Raw genomic sequence first — 17051 nt, forward strand, 5'->3', positions numbered from 1 at the left:
GGGGCGGTCACAGGAAGGATTTGGCAGCAGGAATCAAATAGTGTTACAAGTGTCGCAATAACAAAAACAACAAACGACAGGGGCATGTGCCGTGGACTACATCCTTTACGCCATCCCGGTTTTCTTGCTACTGATTGCGATTGAGATTCTCGCAACGGTGATTCGCAAGAAAGACTATTACCGCACGAATGATGCTATCAACAGTATCAGTACCGGCATGATCAGCACTGCCGCCAACCTGACAACCAAGGTTGTCACTTTCACGATTTATGTCGCAGTCTTCGAATACCTTGCCCCTTTTCAGCTCGATGCCAGCCATCTGTGGGTTTGGGTGCTGGGCTTCTTCCTGAAAGATTTTTTCTATTACTGGTATCACCGCGCCGGTCACGAGATCAATATCCTCTGGGCGTCACACGCCGTGCATCACCAGAGTGAAGAATACAACATGACCACGGCCCTGCGACAAACGTCCACAGGCTTCCTCTTTAACTGGATTTTTTATGTGCCGGTCGCATTAGTGGGTATACCACCGGTAGTCTTTTTTGCTGTCAGCTCCATCAACCTGCTCTACCAGTATTGGGTGCATACCCGGCATATACCGAAGCTTGGCTGGTTCGAATGGTTCTTTATCACCCCCTCCAATCATCGCGTTCATCATGCCAAGAATCGCCGTTATCTGGATAAAAACTACGGTGGTGTCTTTATCATCTGGGATCGCCTGTTTGGCACCTATGCCGAAGAAGACAACAACTATGAGCCGATTCGTTACGGCACCCTGAAGCCCCTGCGCAGCTGGAATCCTTTATGGGCCAACCTGCAACTCTATGTGCACCTGGGGCAGGACGCTGTCAAAACCCGTAGCTGGAAAGACAAGCTGACGCTATGGTTCCGCCGAACCGGTTATCGGCCGGCAGATGTAGCCACACCGATGAAAATGCCTGATATCCATGCCTATGAGAATTACAATCCATTCGTTAATCCAACACTGCAGGCTTATGTCGCTTTCCAGTTTCTGATTTTGATCGTCGGCACCGTGCTGTTAATTGCAGCCAACGACACACTGTCTTTTGGCTTAACGGTCTTGTGGACCGCGATGCTGGGTTACCAACTACTGATCATCGGATGGTTGCAGGAAAAGAAAAACGGTTTTGTCTGGCTGGAGCTATCCCGTTTTGTTGCGGTCATTCCAGCACTGATACTGACGCAAAAAGAATTATCACTGACACATGACATGATGTTGTCCCTTGCCGTTTATGGCGTTCTGTCGCTGGCCGCTATCTCGATAATCGGGTCAAAAAAGACAATTGTCAGCTACCAGAATTCCTGAGAGTATGGCGAACCAATAATCATGAGCGGCTTCTGCGCGGTAAGGAAAGACAATGGCTAAATGGATGATATACGGCGCCAACGGCTACAGCGCCAGACTCGCCGTTCAGGCGGCGAAAGAACGGGGTTTTCAGCCGGTTTTAGCAGGGCGTAACCGCGAAAAAGTCGAGACCATTGCCCAGCAGACCGGGCTTGAAGCCCGTGTATTCAGCCTGGACAACACCGCCGATATCATCACCAACCTGCGCGATATCAAAGCCGTGATACATTGTGCCGGCCCCTTCTCCGCCACCGCCGCGCCCATGATGGAAGCCTGCCTGCAAAATGGCACTCACTACGCGGATATCACCGGTGAGATTCCTGTCTTTGAACATGGGAAGACCTTGCATGAGCGTGCCCGTGAAAACAATGTGGTGCTCTGCCCCGGCGTCGGCTTTGATGTTATCCCGACCGACTGTATCGCCGCCTGCCTGAAAGAAGCCCTGCCGGATGCTACGGAACTAAACCTGGCATTTAATGCCGGTGGCACTCTCAGCCCCGGTACCGCCAAGACCTCCGTTGAAATTCTGGCTGGCGGCATCAAGGTGCGTCGCAATGGTGAGCTGGTGACTGTGCCACGCACCTGGAATATACGAGACATTGATTATGGCCGTGGACCACGTACCTCTGCCGTGATTCCCTGGGGCGATGTATCCACTGCGGCATGGACGACAGGTATCAAAAATATTGCAGTGTATATTCCTGCACCGGGCAGCCGGCTGGCATTGAAGGCCACCAGCCTGGCGACGCCACTGCTGAAGCTTAAACCGGTACAACAATTCCTGAAAAAGCGCATCGAGAAGTCCATCCCCGGCCCAACCGCCGAGCAACGCTCCGCACGGAAAACCCTGCTATGGGGGGAAGTAATCAACGCCAGTGGTCAGCGGGTTGAAGCACGTCTTCAGACGGCAAATGGCTATGATGTCACTGTCGCCGGAATCCTGGCCGCCGGTGAGATGCTGGCAAACTACCAGGGCGAAGGCGGCTACTTTACCCCTTCACAGTTGTTTGGCCCGAAGATCATTGAATCACTGCCTGGTTCTGGCACGATCGAAATCCGCTAGGTTCAAGATGGGCATACCAACCAGTCAGACGGGTATGCCCTGCCATCATCTGGCTTTTTTCATTCGCCAGGTACTGGCTGAACTCAAGACGCCCTGCGTATACACTTTGTAATCAATGGTCAGATAAGCACCGGAGATCGTGATTTTTCTGACGATCTCACGTGCCGTGCTAAAGGTTTTGAAGCGAATCTTTTCCTGTTCATCCTCTTCAGCGTCATCGTCTATTTCAGGCAGAATCGACACTTCATCATCCACCGGCAAAATGGACACTTCGCCCTCTTTCTCCTCGTCATCATCCCGCTTGATGGGCTGACGGTGAGTGACCCGAAACGTCTGAATAAATTCCAGATGCTGATTATCCAGCGATACCAGGCCAACATCACCGCTTGAGCTATTCACATCAATACGCAGAATGTCATGACTGGAAAACAGGCGCAGGTTTTCACGACGGCGTGTCTTTTTTGGAGGCGAAAACAAATCGGCTTCAAGCCGAATATTGCCGGACGAATCTCGCTCGACCTTGGCGGTTACCTGATAATTATCCGGTCTCTTTCTCGGCGAACTTTCAGTCCCCATGCAGAAGTAACCCTGGGTCTCCCCTTCCCATTGCTGTGCCATCTTACGAAACAGGGTGTCTATTTGACGCTGTTCGCTACTGGTCAGCTTACGCGCCTTGACTGGTTCAAACACTTTCCCACTCGCCGCCTGAGGAGATAGTGAAAAGCAGTCTGCGGCTAAAGCCGGTGTCAGGTTCAAAAAACCAACCAGTATGACAAACCAGGATAAAACAAATTTCCTGCCCCTTCCCATTTCCGATTCCTCATCGGCCATTGTTGTTATTCCCGGGCCAGCCCTTGCAAGTGGCCCCAGGCACCGCACGGGATAATAACGAAACCAGTATGTAAGTGCTAAGTTCTACCCCACACTTTGTGACAGAGGAAAGGTTTATCCAATGGCCAGACGGTTACAGCAACCCCATCGTCAGTAGAAGTGACTATCCTGTCAGTTCGTTTTTCCTAAAGCGCGTCAAGACACCTTTGGCTTATCAATAACGGAGGCAATCATGGCACAACTCCCCTACCAGACCGCACTGGTTACCGGTGCATCCAGTGGTATTGGCGCCGGTATTGTCAGAACGCTCACGCAACAGGGCGTTACCGTTTATGCACTGGCCCGGCGGGAGGATCGACTTGCCGCATTAGCGGCAGAGACAGGCTGTACGCCGGTAGTGCTTGATCTGTGTGATAGCGATGCTCTGTATGAGCGGCTTTCCGGCCTCGAAGTCGACATTCTCATCAGTAATGCAGGAAGGGGCATTGGCTACACCACACTCTGCGAAGCTGAACGCCAAGATATCGAGCACGTTATCAACACCAATCTTATCGCGGCCATGCAGCTGGTTAACGTGATCGTTCCGGGGATGGTCGCCCGTAAAAAGGGGCATATTCTGCACATTGGCTCGATCGCCGGCCTCTACCCGTTGTTTTCATCCGTTTACGGCGCCAGTAAAGGCGGCATTCATCTGCTATGTCAGAATCTTCGGCTGGAGCTCAAGGGGACGCCGATTCGCTGCACGGAAATCTGTCCCGCACGAGTGGATACCGAGTTTTTTGAGGTCGCCTATAAAGACCCTGATGTCGTTAAAACAATAAAAACGGAAATCGACCTGCTCAAACCCGAGGATATTGCCGATGCGGCATTATATGCCTTATCTGCGCCTCCTCATGTGAATATTGGATTGATTGAAATTACACCGACTGAGCAAATGGCTGGGGGGCTGGTGACATGTCCTATAACCAGCAGCAACTAATCTGTTTCTTTGATTGAATATCACTACGCCTAAGCCGCTGGAGCAACGAATACCACGAAACGTTTAATAGGCAGCTGATAAAATTATCATTCAATTTAATCTATCAGCAGTAAAGTCTTGCCAGATTGCTCAGGAATAGTGTCAATAAGAGACATATATCAAAAATACCCTATAAAACATGATTTTCAGGATCTGCGGTAAAAATAAAAACCACAGAACCTGAATCATTTTTATCTGTTATTAAATTGAAACGATATCAGCCACTTCCAAAAGTTCATCATCAATCGCGTTATGCTTACTGATAGCTTCAGCAAAAGGCGTCAGAGCCACGGCATTGTTCCTGACGCCTACCATGACACAACTATTGCCCGCCATCAGTGTTTTGACAGCAGCAACGCCCAAGCGGCTTGCCAGCACCCGGTCAAAACACGACGGACGTCCACCACGCTGGATATGACCCAGTACTGTCACTCTTGCCTCGTAATCCGGCAGTTTCGCCTCCAGGGTTTTCGCGATTTCGAACGCCCCTCCATCCTTACCACCTTCCGCAACCAGAACAATACTGGACGTTTTGCCTGTACGGTCACTACGTTCCAGCGATTTGATCAGGTGATCAATACCCCGGTCTGCTTCAGGAATCAGGATTTCTTCCGCACCACATCCGATGCCGGAATTCAATGCGATAAAGCCGGCATCACGCCCCATAACTTCAACGAAGAACAACCGGTTATGGGATGTTGCCGTATCACGGATCTTGTCCACCGCTTCAATCACAGTATTCAGTGCGGTGTCATAGCCGATGGTGTAATCGGTACCAAAGATGTCGTTATCAATAGTACCGGGAATACCCACAACAGGTATTCCGAACTCCTTTTCAAAGAGCGTTGCCCCCGTAAAGGAACCATCGCCACCAATCACCACCAAGGCATCCAGATCCGCACTGCGGAAATTCTCGAACGCCGTCTGTCGTCCTTCCGGCGTACGGAATGCCTGGGACCGGGCGGACTTCAGCAACGTCCCCCCCTGGTTGATGATATTCGCCACCGAACGGGCATTCATGGGTTCGATCTGGCCATCAATCAGTCCCTTGTAACCCTCTCGAATCCCGTAAGGCTTGATACCATGATGGACACAGGCCCTGACAACGGCCCGGATCGCAGCATTCATGCCCGGCGCATCACCACCGGATGTCAGTACGCCTAACCTGCGAATTTCTCTGGTCATGTTACAACACCCTGTTAAACGTTCATCACCGGATATGGTTCACACCGTAATAATTTTCACGGTGTTAGTCGAGCCGCTGCTTTCACCCCGGGTCAGAATTACCCTGTCACCTTTTTCAACATGCCCGCCCTTGACCAGCTCTTCAATGGCATGGGTCTCAACTTCCGGGTTATCACTGCGCATGGAGAACGGCAAACAGTGTACGCCACGGTACAGCGCCAGACGACGACGGGTTTCTTCCAGGCGACTAAGTGCAAATATTGGCAGCCCCGAATTAATCCGGGACATCCACAAGGCGGTTTTACCACTGCGGGTCAGGCAGACAATCGCACGTACGCCATCCATATGATTAGCCGCATACATCGCGGCCATGGCAATGGCTTCATCATTTTCCTGAAAAGAAAACTCCATGCGATGCTGTGATACGGTCGCTGCCGGCTGCTTCTCTGCACCGCGACAGATACGGGCCATGGCTTCAACGACACCGTGAGGGCATTTACCCGTCGCGGTTTCTGCAGACAGCATCACCGCATCCGTGCCATCCAATACCGCATTGGCCACATCAAAGACTTCGGCACGGGTCGGCAGGGAGTTCTGAATCATCGACTCCATCATCTGAGTCGCCGTAATCACTGGACGATTCAGCAGGCGAGCGGTAGCAATCATGTTTTTCTGCACACCGACCAGCTCGGCGTCGCCAATTTCAACCCCCAGATCGCCACGGGCAACCATGACAGCATCTGATGCACGAATAACTTCTTCCAACCGTTCCTGACTACGAACAACCTCAGCCCGCTCAATTTTGGAGAGAATCGCAGCATTGCCGCCGGAGGCCTGCATTAAACGACGGGCCTCTTCCAGATCTTCGCCATTACGGACAAACGAAACGGCCAGGTAGTCAACACCGATATCTGCGGCTACCTGAATATCATGCTTATCCTTGTGAGTCAGGGCTGGTGCTGAGAGTCCACCGCCCTGAAGGTTAATCCCTTTGTTATTGGACAGGACGCCACCGTTGATTACACGGCAGTGGATTTTCATACCATCAATGTCAGTAACTTCCAGACTGACACGACCGTCATCCAACAGCAGAACATCACCTACCTTGCAGTCATCAGGCAGTTGCTTATAAGCAATACCAACGGCTTCACTGTTGCCCTGATCTGTCGCCAGATCGCCATCCAGCGTAAAGCGGTCGCCGTCGGCCAGGCTCACCTGTCCGTCACGAAAACGGGCGATCCGGATTTTTGGGCCCTGCAAATCACCCAGAATTGCCACCGTACGCCCCAGTCTTGCCGCAATGGACCGTACCCGCTCAGCCCGCAGCCGGTGCTCTTCCGGCTCCCCATGGGAGAAGTTCAGACGTACTACATCCACACCGGCGGCAATCAGCTTCTCCAGTGCATCTTCGCTTTCTGTGGCAGGTCCCAGGGTGGCAACTATCTTGGTTCGTCTCAGCATATTCATTTCTGACCGGAAATTAGCAGGGCTATGCAGGCAGCATAGGGCAGGAAAACCATTGTCGTTAGTCTGACTAACAGGATTCTCCGCTGCTCAAAACAACCTGCGGCATAAACAGACGGCTTTTCGCCACCGATAGTGAGGAAAAGCCGCCTATTTATGACTCATAAAACGAGAGACCGTTCAATGAACGGCCTCTTTATTTCTATCGGGCAACCATTAGGCGTTAATAAACGCTTTGGCGGTATCCAGCATACGGTTGGAGAAGCCCCACTCGTTGTCATACCAACTCATGACTTTGACCAGGCGTCCCTGGACTCGGGTCTGGGTCGCGTCAAAGTTGGAGGAGAAAGGGCTGTGATTAAAGTCAATGGACACCAGTGGCTGGGTGTTGATATCCAGCACGGTATTCATCGGTGCCTTGGCAGCAGCCGCAGCAACAATCTCATTCACTTCTTCCACACTGGTATCACGAGCGGCGATGAAGTTAAGATCAACCACCGATACGTTGGCTGTGGGCACCCGTACCGCCATGCCAGAGAAACGGCCCTGCAGTTCAGGCACAACCAGGCCAACCGCTTCAGCCGCACCGGTCTTGGTGGGGATCATGTTCAACGCCGCAGCACGGGCGCGATACAGGTCAGTGTGATAAACGTCGCTCAGGCGCTGGTCATTGGTATACGCATGGATGGTCGTCATCATGCCGCTTTCAATACCAATGGCGTCGTTCAGGGGCTTGGCCACCGGTGCCAGGCAGTTGGTGGTGCAGGAAGCGTTGGAGATAACGGTCATGTCAGCCGTCAGGATGTCGTGGTTCACGCCATAAACGACGGTTGCATCCACGTCCTTACCGGGAGCTGAAATGATGACTTTCTTCGCGCCGGCATCAATGTGCGCCTGGCACTCAGACTTGGAACGGAAAATACCGGTGCATTCGAACACGACATCCACACCCAGGTCGGCCCAGGGCAGGTTCGCCGGGTTCCGCTCGGCGAATGTGCGAATTTCATCGCCATTGACGTACAGGGCATTCTCGCCGGCTTCAACCAGGGCGTTAAAGCGACCATGAACGGTGTCGTACTTGGTCAGGTGTGCGTTGGTCTTGGCGTCGCCCAGATCATTGATCGCAACAATGCGGAATTCATCGGTACGGCCTGCTTCGTACAACGCGCGCAGTACGTTGCGTCCGATACGTCCGTAACCATTGATGGCGATGTTGATCATGTAGTTTCTCCCGGTTTTAACCAGTGTCACGGTTAACTGTGTCTGTTCGGTGACAGTGTGATGGCTGTTTCGATACCATCGGCCGAAAGCCGTTGTCGATTACCCTTCACCTGCCTGCTGACTGACCTGGACCAGGTATTCTCCAAATACCACTGTTACCTGACCGGTACATCATCAGCCAATACTTAAATGGTATTACAATGGTATTTAATCTAGCAACTCATTTATTGATCAAACAAAACCATTTATTGACACGAAACAATACCTTACAGAATCAAACAGGAGCCATCATAAGCTGACAGGGAATAGATAAAACAAGAACAATAAAGAACCTTCGACGGCAGTAAAAAGAAAACGCCATTTCCAGACCTTTTCCAGAAAGCCACCCAATAGGTATTATCCGAAAACACCTTTTCAATACAGCCCTTATTACCAGCCCGAAAAGCACCATGGAAATCGATGTTTGGAACAGCAAAAAAAACCTCCGGTGAATAACCGGAGGTTTTTTGGGTTTCAGGGCTGACCAGCGCCTGCCTTATCAGCAGGAATTACTTGAATTCTGCACGCCCACGGTAGGTCGCCTTGCTGCCAAGCTCTTCTTCGATACGCAGAAGCTGGTTGTACTTGGCCACACGGTCAGAGCGGCACAGGGAACCTGTCTTGATCTGGCCGGCAGCGGTACCTACTGCCAGATCCGCAATGGTCGCATCTTCGGTTTCACCGGAACGGTGGGAAATCACCGCCGTATAACCGGCTTCACGGGCCATCCGGATAGCATCCAGGGTTTCACTGAGGCTGCCGATCTGGTTGAACTTGATCAGGATGGAGTTGGCAATACCCTTGTCGATGCCTTCCTTAAGGATGCGGGTATTGGTCACGAACAAATCGTCCCCCACCAGCTGCAGCTTGTTGCCGAGTTTTTCAGTGAGTACTTTCCAGCCGTCCCAGTCAGACTCATCCAGGCCATCTTCAATAGAAATAATCGGATACTGGTTCGCCAGGTCAGCCAGGTAATCTGCGAAACCTTCGGAATCGAAAGCCTTGCCTTCGCCCTTGAGGTCATACTTGCCATCGCGGTAGAACTCAGAGGCTGCGCAGTCCAGGGCCAGCGTGACGTCGTCACCCAGCTTGTAGCCAGCATTTTCAACCGCTTCCTTGATAACGGCCAGCGCATCCGCATTGGACGCCAGGTTCGGCGCAAAGCCCCCTTCATCACCGACAGACGTGCTCAGCCCCTTGGCAGACAGGACTTTCTTCAGGTTGTGGAAGATTTCCGCGCCCATGCGCAGCGCTTCGGCAAACGAGCTGGCGCCGACCGGCTGAACCATGAACTCCTGAATATCCACATTATTGTCAGCGTGTTCGCCACCGTTGAGGATATTCATCATCGGTACCGGCATGGAGTATTGCCCGGAGGTGCCGTTCAGATCCGCAATGTGCTGATACAGGGGAATACCCTTTTCCGCCGCAGCAGCTTTTGCCGCAGCCAGGGAAACAGCCAGAATTGCGTTGGCGCCAAGCTTGTTCTTGCTCTCGGTACCGTCCAGCTCAATCATCAGGTTGTCGATCGCACGCTGATCTGCCGCATCCTTACCCAGCAGGGCTTCACGGATCGGGCCGTTGACATTGCTGACCGCAGTCAGAACACCTTTGCCCAAATAGCGGCTCTTGTCGCCATCGCGCAGCTCCAGGGCTTCGCGGGAACCGGTGGACGCACCGGAGGGCGCACAGGCCCGTCCCATGGCGCCAGACTCGAGAATAACGTCTGCCTCAATGGTGGGATTGCCGCGGGAATCCATGATCTCCCGGGCTTTGATCTCTTTGATGATGGCCATTACGTTCAACTCCACACAGAAGAAACCTGTCGGCTGGCTGGCTGAGCTAACTGACAAGCGGGCTGAAAAAGTGCGCCAATGGTATACGACAAGGCTCGCTCTTTAAATACCACTGTTTGATTCAAATCACGAAATAGCAATACCACTGACAATAAAAAGGCAAAAAATGGTATTGATAGCTCAGAAAAACCGGATACACTGACACGCAGTCACGCATAATGCCGATCTGCCAGTAACGACACAATATAGCCCTATCCCTGCGAATAGCGACGCTATATTCGCTTAATGCGAGAACAGGCAAGCAGATGCAATGGTCACCGCGGCCTGTTCTGGACCGGATTGGACACATAACGTCTAAAAAATGGTATGGCATTATGCGTTTGAACATACGTCCGCCAAACCTGACGCTGCCCGACGATGACTGATACCTCACTGACAAGCCGCCTGGTCGAACTGATTTTTGGCCAACCCGAAGCGCTCCGAAACAGCGCGACGCCACTCTATATCCAGCTTCAGAGCCTGATTCAGGAAGCGATCAGCCAGGGCATTCTGCAGTGCAATGACGCCCTGCCGGCGGAGCGGGAGATCGCCAGCACCATGAAGGTCTCACGGGTGACGGTCAAGCGCGCTATAGACGACCTGGTCAATGACGGCATTCTGACCCAGCGTCAGGGAGCCGGCACCTTTGTTAATGAGCGTGTCGTTCATGAATTGAATCGGCTGAATAGCTTCTCGGAAGTGATTCTGGCAGTAGACAAGCATCCGGATTCCCGCTGGATTGAGCGCGGCGTTGGCCTGGCCACATCCGATGAAATCCAGAAACTGCGCCTTCAGCCGGGTGATGAGGTGGTTCGGATGTTCCGGGTCAGAATGGCTGACGACAAACCGGTCGCCCTGGAGCACGCCACCGTCCCCCGTAAATTCCTGGATAATCCTTTTGGTATCACAGGCTCACTCTATGAAGCGCTGGACGAGGCGGGCATCCGGCCAGTCAAAGCCATTCAGCGACTGCGGGCAGTGGCTGTCGATGCTACCTATGCGGATTATCTGGATATTCCCGTCGGCAGCCCGGTCATATTCCTTGAACGCCATGGCCTGCTGGAAGACGATACGCCGGTGGAGCACACCCGCTCCCACTTCCTGGGTGATACCTTTGATTTTGTGACGGTGATTCGGGAGCCCTGACACCGTCCGTGTTCCAGAACCACCGGTTCCCATGGGAGCCGGAAACTGCCAGTCATTTGACACATCAGCCTATACGCTTTTATCCAAACTCGATCCTGCTATTGTCCTTTCCAAGGCCCAAGGGCTAACACCGCTACTATTACCGCCCATGCCATTTATGCCATGACTTTTTCACTAAACTAAAAGACAGAAGCAGTAGCAGTACGCTGGATTCATAAGGATATGAAGTGCAGTAACGTAGTTTTCCTGACGATGATCAGCGGTATGGTGGCCATGGGCGCCAAAGCCGGTAATTATTTGACACCGATGGATAACACCATCTGGCAGGTGGAGTCATCCATATTCGCCTGTAAACTGACCCAGCCCATCCCGCGCTTCGGCTCCGCAACCTTCATTGACGAAGCCGGTCTCCCCATGATGCTGCAGATTGAATCGCCCGTACTGAAAAAGCAGGCTGACACAATCACAGTGTTTTCTGCCCCCGCGCCCTGGCATCCGTTTGGCGCCAATGTCGAGCATGCCAGCAATCCGGTTCAGGATCAGGCCTATCGTCATGAACCGGGCGCCACGGAATTACTGGACAAAATGAGCAATGGCCTTTGGGCACAGCTGGATATCCTGGCGAATACCCAGCTTAAACATCGGATAACGCTATCATCCGTGGGCATTGCCGATGTGATTGAACCCTTCAGTGAATGCCGGAAAACCCTGCTACCGGTGAATTTTGACCAGATCAAACACACGATTGTCTATTATGACTCCGGCCAGCAGGGTTACCGAAAGGATCATCACCCGTTCCTGCAGGACATGATTACCTATATCCTGGCCGACCCACGCGTCAACCGCATTGAAATTGACGGCCATACCGACGGGATTGGCGATTCGCTGGCCAACAGAACACTGTCCATGGAGCGCTCGAATGCCATCAGTAGCCTGATGCTGAAGCGCGGGATTGCGGCATCCATGATCACAACCCGCTACCACGGGGATCGCTATCCGGTTCGCTCCAACAACACCGCTGAAGGCCGGGCCAAGAACCGACGGGTTGAAATCCGCCTTTATCGCGATGAAAAGCCTAAACAGGCACCTGAGGCCGTAGAAAATGCCAGCAAAGAGCCACCCTCACTCTCCATGGCAAAAGAAGAAAACACGCTCGCCCAAAACGTCGATGATTCAGAAACATTGGAAGAGGCCCCAGCCGCCACATCCCCAAAAGAAGAATAGATATTTGACGCTTTTTTCTTAAAAAAACACCAAAGAATTCCTCACCACTTCGATTCATAAACCTGCCAAAAAACTTTAATGTTTTTTAGCAATAACCAACCAGACCGGCATCGTGAATTTGTCTATTTACGCCGATAAATCTGAACAGGGGATGTTCTATATTTCAATTGTTCATAATTAAAAACATTTCATATCTCATTGTTTTATTGAAGTTTTCATGGATATGAAAAGCCGTAAGAACCAATATCAATACTGAGCATATTCTTGTCTGTTGCATACGGAAATGACTAAACACAGCGTTCTCATGGTGGGAGAAACAGGCTTTGACTCGCCAGTCAGCCAACAGCTGACAACGCTGCCGTTTACCCTCGAAAAAGTGGTTGACTGCCTGTCAGCCATGCAAGTGATCCAACAGAAGAAAATTGACCTTATCATAGCCAGCGATCAGCTGCCGGATGCCACCACGCTGGAATTCATCCAGCAGGTTGGCCGTCAGAATCCCATGCCTGCACTTGTGATTGCCTCTCCTGATGCCTGTGTTGAGGATGCCGTTGCCGCTATCCATGCCGGCGCCAGCGATTTTATTGCCGGCAATATCACCCTGAAGCGACTGACGACCCTGCTGGAACAACAGCCTGTAGAAACCCCGGAAGGCCCCATCGCTGCCTCAGATGCCAGTCGTTCCCTGTTAGCCATGGCACGGCAAGTGGCCAGCACGGATACTACCGTTCTTATCACTGGTAACAGCGGTACCGGCAAAGAAGTTCTGGCGCATTTCATCCATCAGCACTCTCCCCGAAAGGCGCAGACCTTTATTGCCATCAATTGTGCCGCCATACCCGAAAACCTGCTCGAAGCGGAGTTGTTCGGTTACGTGAAAGGCGCTTTCACTGGCGCCTATACCAGCCGCCCAGGCAAGTTCGAGCTCGCCAATGAAGGCACGCTCTTTCTGGATGAAATCGGGGAAATTGCAGGTTCTCTACAAGCCAAGCTACTCAGGGTCCTGCAAGAACGCGAGGTGGAGAGAATCGGCAGCCATCAAAGTATTCGGCTCAATATCCGGATCATTGCCGCCACGAATCAGGATCTGGCCCGGCAAGTGAATGAAGGCACATTCCGTGAAGACCTGTTTTATCGCCTGAATGTTTTCCCGCTCCATTGCATGCCCCTTCGGGAGCGCCGGGAAGACATCCTGCCACTGGCCCGTCACTTTCTGGCCCGGACAGGACGCTGCCTGCAATTCAGCCCTTCTGCGGAACAGGCATTGTTAAATCATGACTGGCCCGGTAATGCCAGAGAGCTGGAAAATGTTGTTCAGCGGGCACTGGTGCTCACCACCGGTAATACCATTCAACCAGAAGCACTGATGTTGCCAGCAAACGGTACTCAGTCAACCACGACCACAAGCAGCCCAATCCGCTCCAACAAACTGCACAAACGAAATAGAACCCTGGAGCAGGAACACATCATCGACACCTTGCTGCAACACAAGGGGCACCGAACCCGTACGGCCGAAACCTTAGGCATTACAACCCGAACACTGCGTAACAAACTGGCCGATATTCGTCGTCAGGGCATCGATATTGAAGCCCTGATCGCCCAGTCAAAAACATCAGACGAACACCGATATCAGGGAGAATGAGGAAATGATCAAACCTGTCGGCGATGACGTACCAATGCTCAACCTTGGACAACCGATCAATATCGGCCAGCGCACGCCCGTCGACCTGAGCCAGTTTGGCCGCGTGGATGATCAGCCGTCATTCAGTTCCCTGCTCAAACAGGCGCTGGATCACGTCAACAGTTTGCAGCAGGACACCAGTAACCGGATGCGAGCCATCGAAACCGGTGCCAGTACCGATCTGGTTGGCACCATGATTGCCGCCCAGAAGTCCAGCCTGTCCTTCCAGGCACTGATGCAGGTACGTAACAAGGTCGTTTCCGCCTACGAAGAAGTCATGCGGATGCAGATTTAACCGAATAGTGCAGGCAGGGCACCATGGCAGACGAGCACACACCGCCAGCAGTAAAACACGAGTACCAGAGCCGCTGGCAACAGGTACTTACCCGGGTCAGCACCATGATCCGGGAAAACCCGAAATACCAGGGACTGATGCTGATCAGCCTGGCAGGGTCGCTGGCGCTCGCCATCGTCCTGGTGATCTGGTCAAACAGCACCGACTACCAGCCCCTCTATGGTAGCCAGGAGATCTACGATGTCGGCGGTGTCACGGATGCCCTGGAGCAGGCCGGTATCGCTTACCGTGTTCACCCTGGTAGTGGGCAGATATTGGTTGATGCGGCCCGTCTGCCGGAAGCCCGGATGCAATTGGCTGCGGCCGGCATCAAGCCGGAAAAACCCGAAGGATTGGAAGTGCTCGATAAAGAACAGCCTCTCGGGACTAGCCAGTTTCTGGAAAATGTACGCTATCGCCGGGGGCTGGAAGGCGAACTTGCCCGCACGATCATCAGCCTCCGGCAGGTGAGGAATGCCCGGGTCCATCTGGCACTGCCTCGTAAGAGCGCCTTTGTCAGAAAGGCAGAAAAGCCGTCAGCCTCGGTCTTTGTGGATCTGCTTCCCGGCCAGATGCTCGACAAAACCCAGGTGGAAGCTATCGTCAACCTGATTGCCGGCAGCGTGCCCGGCATGTCACGTGAATCTATTTCCATTGTTGACCAGCACGGCACCCTCCTCTCGCGGGAGCTGGCCATGAGCAACAATGGTCTGGACCTGGCCGAGCGCCAGCTGGACTACATCGACAAGCTGGAACAAACCTACGAGAACCGCGTAAGTGCACTGCTTGAACCGATCGTGGGCTATGGCAATTTCCGGGTTGAGGTGTCTGCCGATGTGGATCTGAATCGAATTGAGCAAACGTCCGAGGAATATGACCCGCAAGCACAGGCTATTCGGAGTGAACACTCCAGCGAACGACATGAAACCGGTAACGCCACCAAGACCCCTGGGGCGCTCAGCAACGAACCCGCTCAAACCAGTGATGAACAAACTGCAGCCAAGGAAGTGGGCCAGAAAGAGTTCACCCGTAACTATGAGGTCGATCGTGTCGTCAAGCATGTCACCCGGCAGCAGGGTACCATCAACCGTTTAAGTGTTGCGGTTGTCCTGAATGAAAGCGCCATGGCAGGCGGCAGCGTTCAGATGGAAAACCTGCAGCAGCTGGTGCGTGATGCCATCGGTTTCACCGAGGCTCGAAACGACCAGATCAGCATTCATACCGCCAACTTTGTCGTCAACGACGCCATTGCCGATAACGGGATAGCCTGGTGGGAATCCCCCCAGCTCCTCTATTACTTCCGCTACCTGATTGGCGGCATTTTGAGCCTCGCCGTCATCATGTTCCTGCTGCGCCCACTGGTACAGCGTATTGTCAGCCCACCCGAACCACTACCCGCGCCGGTGGATGAAGCCGCCGAAGCCGCCGCTGCGTTCAAGGCCGCCCATCCGGACCTGGGGCTGTTCAGCGACGAATCCCTTTCCCTGCTGCCACCGGAAGTGGCGGATTTTGAAACCCAGCTCGTGAGCGCCCGGAAACTGGCTCACAAGGAACCGGAACGGGTAGCCCAAGTCGTCAAAATGTGGATGAGTTCAACGGAATCATAATGACTACAGATAACAACAAGATCAGCCAGACAGCCCGAAATGTTGCTGTTCTCCTGCTGAGCCTGGGTGAGAAAGGTGCCGCCCATGTGTTCAAACACCTCAGTAAACAGGAAGTTCGTCAGATCACCATGGCCATGGCCACCATGCCCCCCCTGCGCCGGGATGAGGTACAAACCATCCTGAGCCAGTTTTTCCATGAATACCGTTATGAGGCCGGCTTCATCGGCGGTACCCAGCAATATCTCGAGAAAAGCCTCCAGTTGGCCATGGGCGAAAAAGACGCCACGAAAATGCTCGAATCCATCTTTGGACATGAGGAAACCGGCAACGGCCTGGAGATGATCAAGTGGATGGGAGCGTCCACTATCGCCGAACTGATCGCCCATGAGCACCCACAGCTGCAGGCCGTCTTACTGGCCAACCTGGACTCCAAGCAAGCCTCAGATGTACTCAAGCGGTTACCCATGCATACCCATAACGATCTGCTGTCACGGGTCGCCAAACTGGAAGAGTTACATCCGGCCATCATCCAGGAACTCAATGCCATGTTTGATGACAACATGGTCGAGCTGAACTCCGGCCACAACACCACCATCAGTGGCATGCGCCAGGTCGCCGACATCATGAACCGACTCAGCGAGGATGAAACCAAAAGCCTGCTGTCTCATTTCAAGGAAATGGATGAGAGCCTGGCTGAAGAGCTTGAAAACCACATGTTTGTCTTTGACAACCTGGCGAAAGTCAATGATGAAGCTATCAACCGGATCATTGCCGAAGTGCCTCAGGATGTCCTGGTTATGGCGCTGAAGGGGGCACCAGAGGAACTCATGGACATGATATTCAACAATATGGCCAAGAGTTCCGCCAAATACCTGCAGGATGACATTGATAACCTGGGTAGTGTCCGGGCCAGTCAGGTGCAGGCCGCCCGTAAGGAAATGCTGGATACAGCCCGGCGACTCGCTGATGAAGGCGAGATCGAGCTGAACTTCAGAGATGAAGAGATGATTGAATAACACGCCAAACACGCAGGGATC

14 protein-coding genes are annotated in these 17051 nt (G+C 52.9%); 9 read left to right on the forward strand and 5 right to left on the reverse strand.

Annotated elements, in window-relative coordinates:
* Positions 1-91 precede the first annotated feature (91 nt).
* Both ABD892_RS09715 and ABD892_RS09720 read left to right on the forward strand, forming a co-directional pair.
* On the forward strand, positions 92-1327 hold the full coding sequence (locus ABD892_RS09715) for a sterol desaturase family protein (protein WP_345195401.1): 1236 nt from the start codon (positions 92-94) through the stop codon (positions 1325-1327).
* Between the two features lie 52 nt (positions 1328-1379).
* Positions 1380-2429 (forward strand): saccharopine dehydrogenase family protein, encoded by a 1050-nt coding sequence (locus tag ABD892_RS09720; RefSeq protein ID WP_345195402.1) that lies wholly within the window; start codon positions 1380-1382, stop codon positions 2427-2429.
* Between the two features lie 45 nt (positions 2430-2474).
* On the opposite strand, the gene ABD892_RS09725 is transcribed toward ABD892_RS09720, so the two are convergent.
* Complete coding sequence (locus tag ABD892_RS09725; protein WP_345195404.1) at positions 2475-3260, reverse strand: hypothetical protein; 786 nt, start codon at positions 3258-3260, stop codon at positions 2475-2477.
* 232 nt (positions 3261-3492) lie between these two features.
* On the opposite strand from ABD892_RS09725, the gene ABD892_RS09730 reads away from it, so the two are divergent.
* Complete coding sequence (locus tag ABD892_RS09730) at positions 3493-4239, forward strand: SDR family oxidoreductase (protein WP_345195405.1); 747 nt, start codon at positions 3493-3495, stop codon at positions 4237-4239.
* 240 nt (positions 4240-4479) lie between these two features.
* Here the strand turns inward: ABD892_RS09730 and pfkA are convergent, their stop codons facing one another.
* The 4 genes from pfkA to eno form a co-directional block, all read right to left on the reverse strand.
* Positions 4480-5463, reverse strand: a complete 984-nt coding sequence (pfkA, locus tag ABD892_RS09735; RefSeq protein ID WP_345195406.1) for a 6-phosphofructokinase — start codon at positions 5461-5463, stop codon at positions 4480-4482.
* Positions 5464-5502: 39 nt separating this feature from the next.
* The gene (gene pyk / locus ABD892_RS09740; protein WP_345195408.1) at positions 5503-6924 is read right to left on the reverse strand and encodes a pyruvate kinase; all 1422 of its coding nucleotides are present in this window, start codon (positions 6922-6924) and stop codon (positions 5503-5505) included.
* A 219-nt stretch (positions 6925-7143) separates the two neighbouring features.
* The gene (gap, locus tag ABD892_RS09745; protein WP_345195409.1) at positions 7144-8148 is read right to left on the reverse strand and encodes a type I glyceraldehyde-3-phosphate dehydrogenase; all 1005 of its coding nucleotides are present in this window, start codon (positions 8146-8148) and stop codon (positions 7144-7146) included.
* A 548-nt stretch (positions 8149-8696) separates the two neighbouring features.
* On the reverse strand, positions 8697-9983 hold the full coding sequence (eno, locus tag ABD892_RS09750) for a phosphopyruvate hydratase (RefSeq protein ID WP_345195410.1): 1287 nt from the start codon (positions 9981-9983) through the stop codon (positions 8697-8699).
* A gap of 417 nt (positions 9984-10400) precedes the next feature.
* Here eno and ABD892_RS09755 point away from each other — a divergent pair, with 417 nt between their 5' ends.
* From ABD892_RS09755 to fliG, 6 genes are all read left to right on the forward strand, one after another.
* Positions 10401-11168 carry a GntR family transcriptional regulator gene (locus ABD892_RS09755; protein WP_345195411.1) on the forward strand — a complete coding sequence of 256 codons (768 nt, stop codon included), beginning with the start codon at positions 10401-10403 and terminating at the stop codon, positions 11166-11168.
* Positions 11169-11390: 222 nt separating this feature from the next.
* A complete protein-coding gene (locus ABD892_RS09760) occupies positions 11391-12392 on the forward strand; it encodes an OmpA family protein (RefSeq protein WP_345195412.1) in 1002 nt (333 codons plus the stop codon).
* A gap of 283 nt (positions 12393-12675) precedes the next feature.
* Entirely contained in the window at positions 12676-14034 is a 1359-nt protein-coding gene (locus tag ABD892_RS09765; RefSeq protein ID WP_345195414.1) for a sigma-54 interaction domain-containing protein, read from the forward strand.
* 4 nt (positions 14035-14038) lie between these two features.
* The gene (gene fliE / locus ABD892_RS09770; protein WP_345195415.1) at positions 14039-14368 is read left to right on the forward strand and encodes a flagellar hook-basal body complex protein FliE; all 330 of its coding nucleotides are present in this window, start codon (positions 14039-14041) and stop codon (positions 14366-14368) included.
* A gap of 23 nt (positions 14369-14391) precedes the next feature.
* Positions 14392-16014, forward strand: a complete 1623-nt coding sequence (gene fliF / locus ABD892_RS09775) for a flagellar basal-body MS-ring/collar protein FliF (RefSeq protein WP_345195416.1) — start codon at positions 14392-14394, stop codon at positions 16012-16014.
* Positions 16014-17030, forward strand: a complete 1017-nt coding sequence (gene fliG, locus ABD892_RS09780; protein WP_345195417.1) for a flagellar motor switch protein FliG — start codon at positions 16014-16016, stop codon at positions 17028-17030. Before fliF ends, fliG begins: the two co-directional genes overlap by 1 nt.
* Positions 17031-17051: the final 21 nt, after the last annotated feature.

The organism is Kistimonas scapharcae (assembly GCF_039540975.1).
Lineage (GTDB): Bacteria > Pseudomonadota > Gammaproteobacteria > Pseudomonadales > Endozoicomonadaceae > Kistimonas > Kistimonas scapharcae.

What these genes read in the sequence shown, in the direction of transcription:
- ABD892_RS09730 (WP_345195405.1), top strand. Translation starts at nt 3,493, where the DNA reads ATGGCACAACTCCCCTACCAGACCGCACTGGTTACCGGTGCATCCAGT.
- ABD892_RS09760 (WP_345195412.1), top strand. Translation starts at nt 11,391, where the DNA reads ATGAAGTGCAGTAACGTAGTTTTCCTGACGATGATCAGCGGTATGGTG.
- fliE (WP_345195415.1), top strand. Translation starts at nt 14,039, where the DNA reads ATGATCAAACCTGTCGGCGATGACGTACCAATGCTCAACCTTGGACAA.
- gap (WP_345195409.1), bottom strand. Translation starts at nt 8,148, where the DNA reads ATGATCAACATCGCCATCAATGGTTACGGACGTATCGGACGCAACGTA.
- pfkA (WP_345195406.1), bottom strand. Translation starts at nt 5,463, where the DNA reads ATGACCAGAGAAATTCGCAGGTTAGGCGTACTGACATCCGGTGGTGAT.
- fliG (WP_345195417.1), top strand. Translation starts at nt 16,014, where the DNA reads ATGACTACAGATAACAACAAGATCAGCCAGACAGCCCGAAATGTTGCT.
- ABD892_RS09765 (WP_345195414.1), top strand. Translation starts at nt 12,676, where the DNA reads ATGACTAAACACAGCGTTCTCATGGTGGGAGAAACAGGCTTTGACTCG.
- fliF (WP_345195416.1), top strand. Translation starts at nt 14,392, where the DNA reads ATGGCAGACGAGCACACACCGCCAGCAGTAAAACACGAGTACCAGAGC.
- pyk (WP_345195408.1), bottom strand. Translation starts at nt 6,924, where the DNA reads ATGCTGAGACGAACCAAGATAGTTGCCACCCTGGGACCTGCCACAGAA.
- ABD892_RS09725 (WP_345195404.1), bottom strand. Translation starts at nt 3,260, where the DNA reads ATGGCCGATGAGGAATCGGAAATGGGAAGGGGCAGGAAATTTGTTTTA.
- ABD892_RS09755 (WP_345195411.1), top strand. Translation starts at nt 10,401, where the DNA reads ATGACTGATACCTCACTGACAAGCCGCCTGGTCGAACTGATTTTTGGC.
- ABD892_RS09720 (WP_345195402.1), top strand. Translation starts at nt 1,380, where the DNA reads ATGGCTAAATGGATGATATACGGCGCCAACGGCTACAGCGCCAGACTC.
- eno (WP_345195410.1), bottom strand. Translation starts at nt 9,983, where the DNA reads ATGGCCATCATCAAAGAGATCAAAGCCCGGGAGATCATGGATTCCCGC.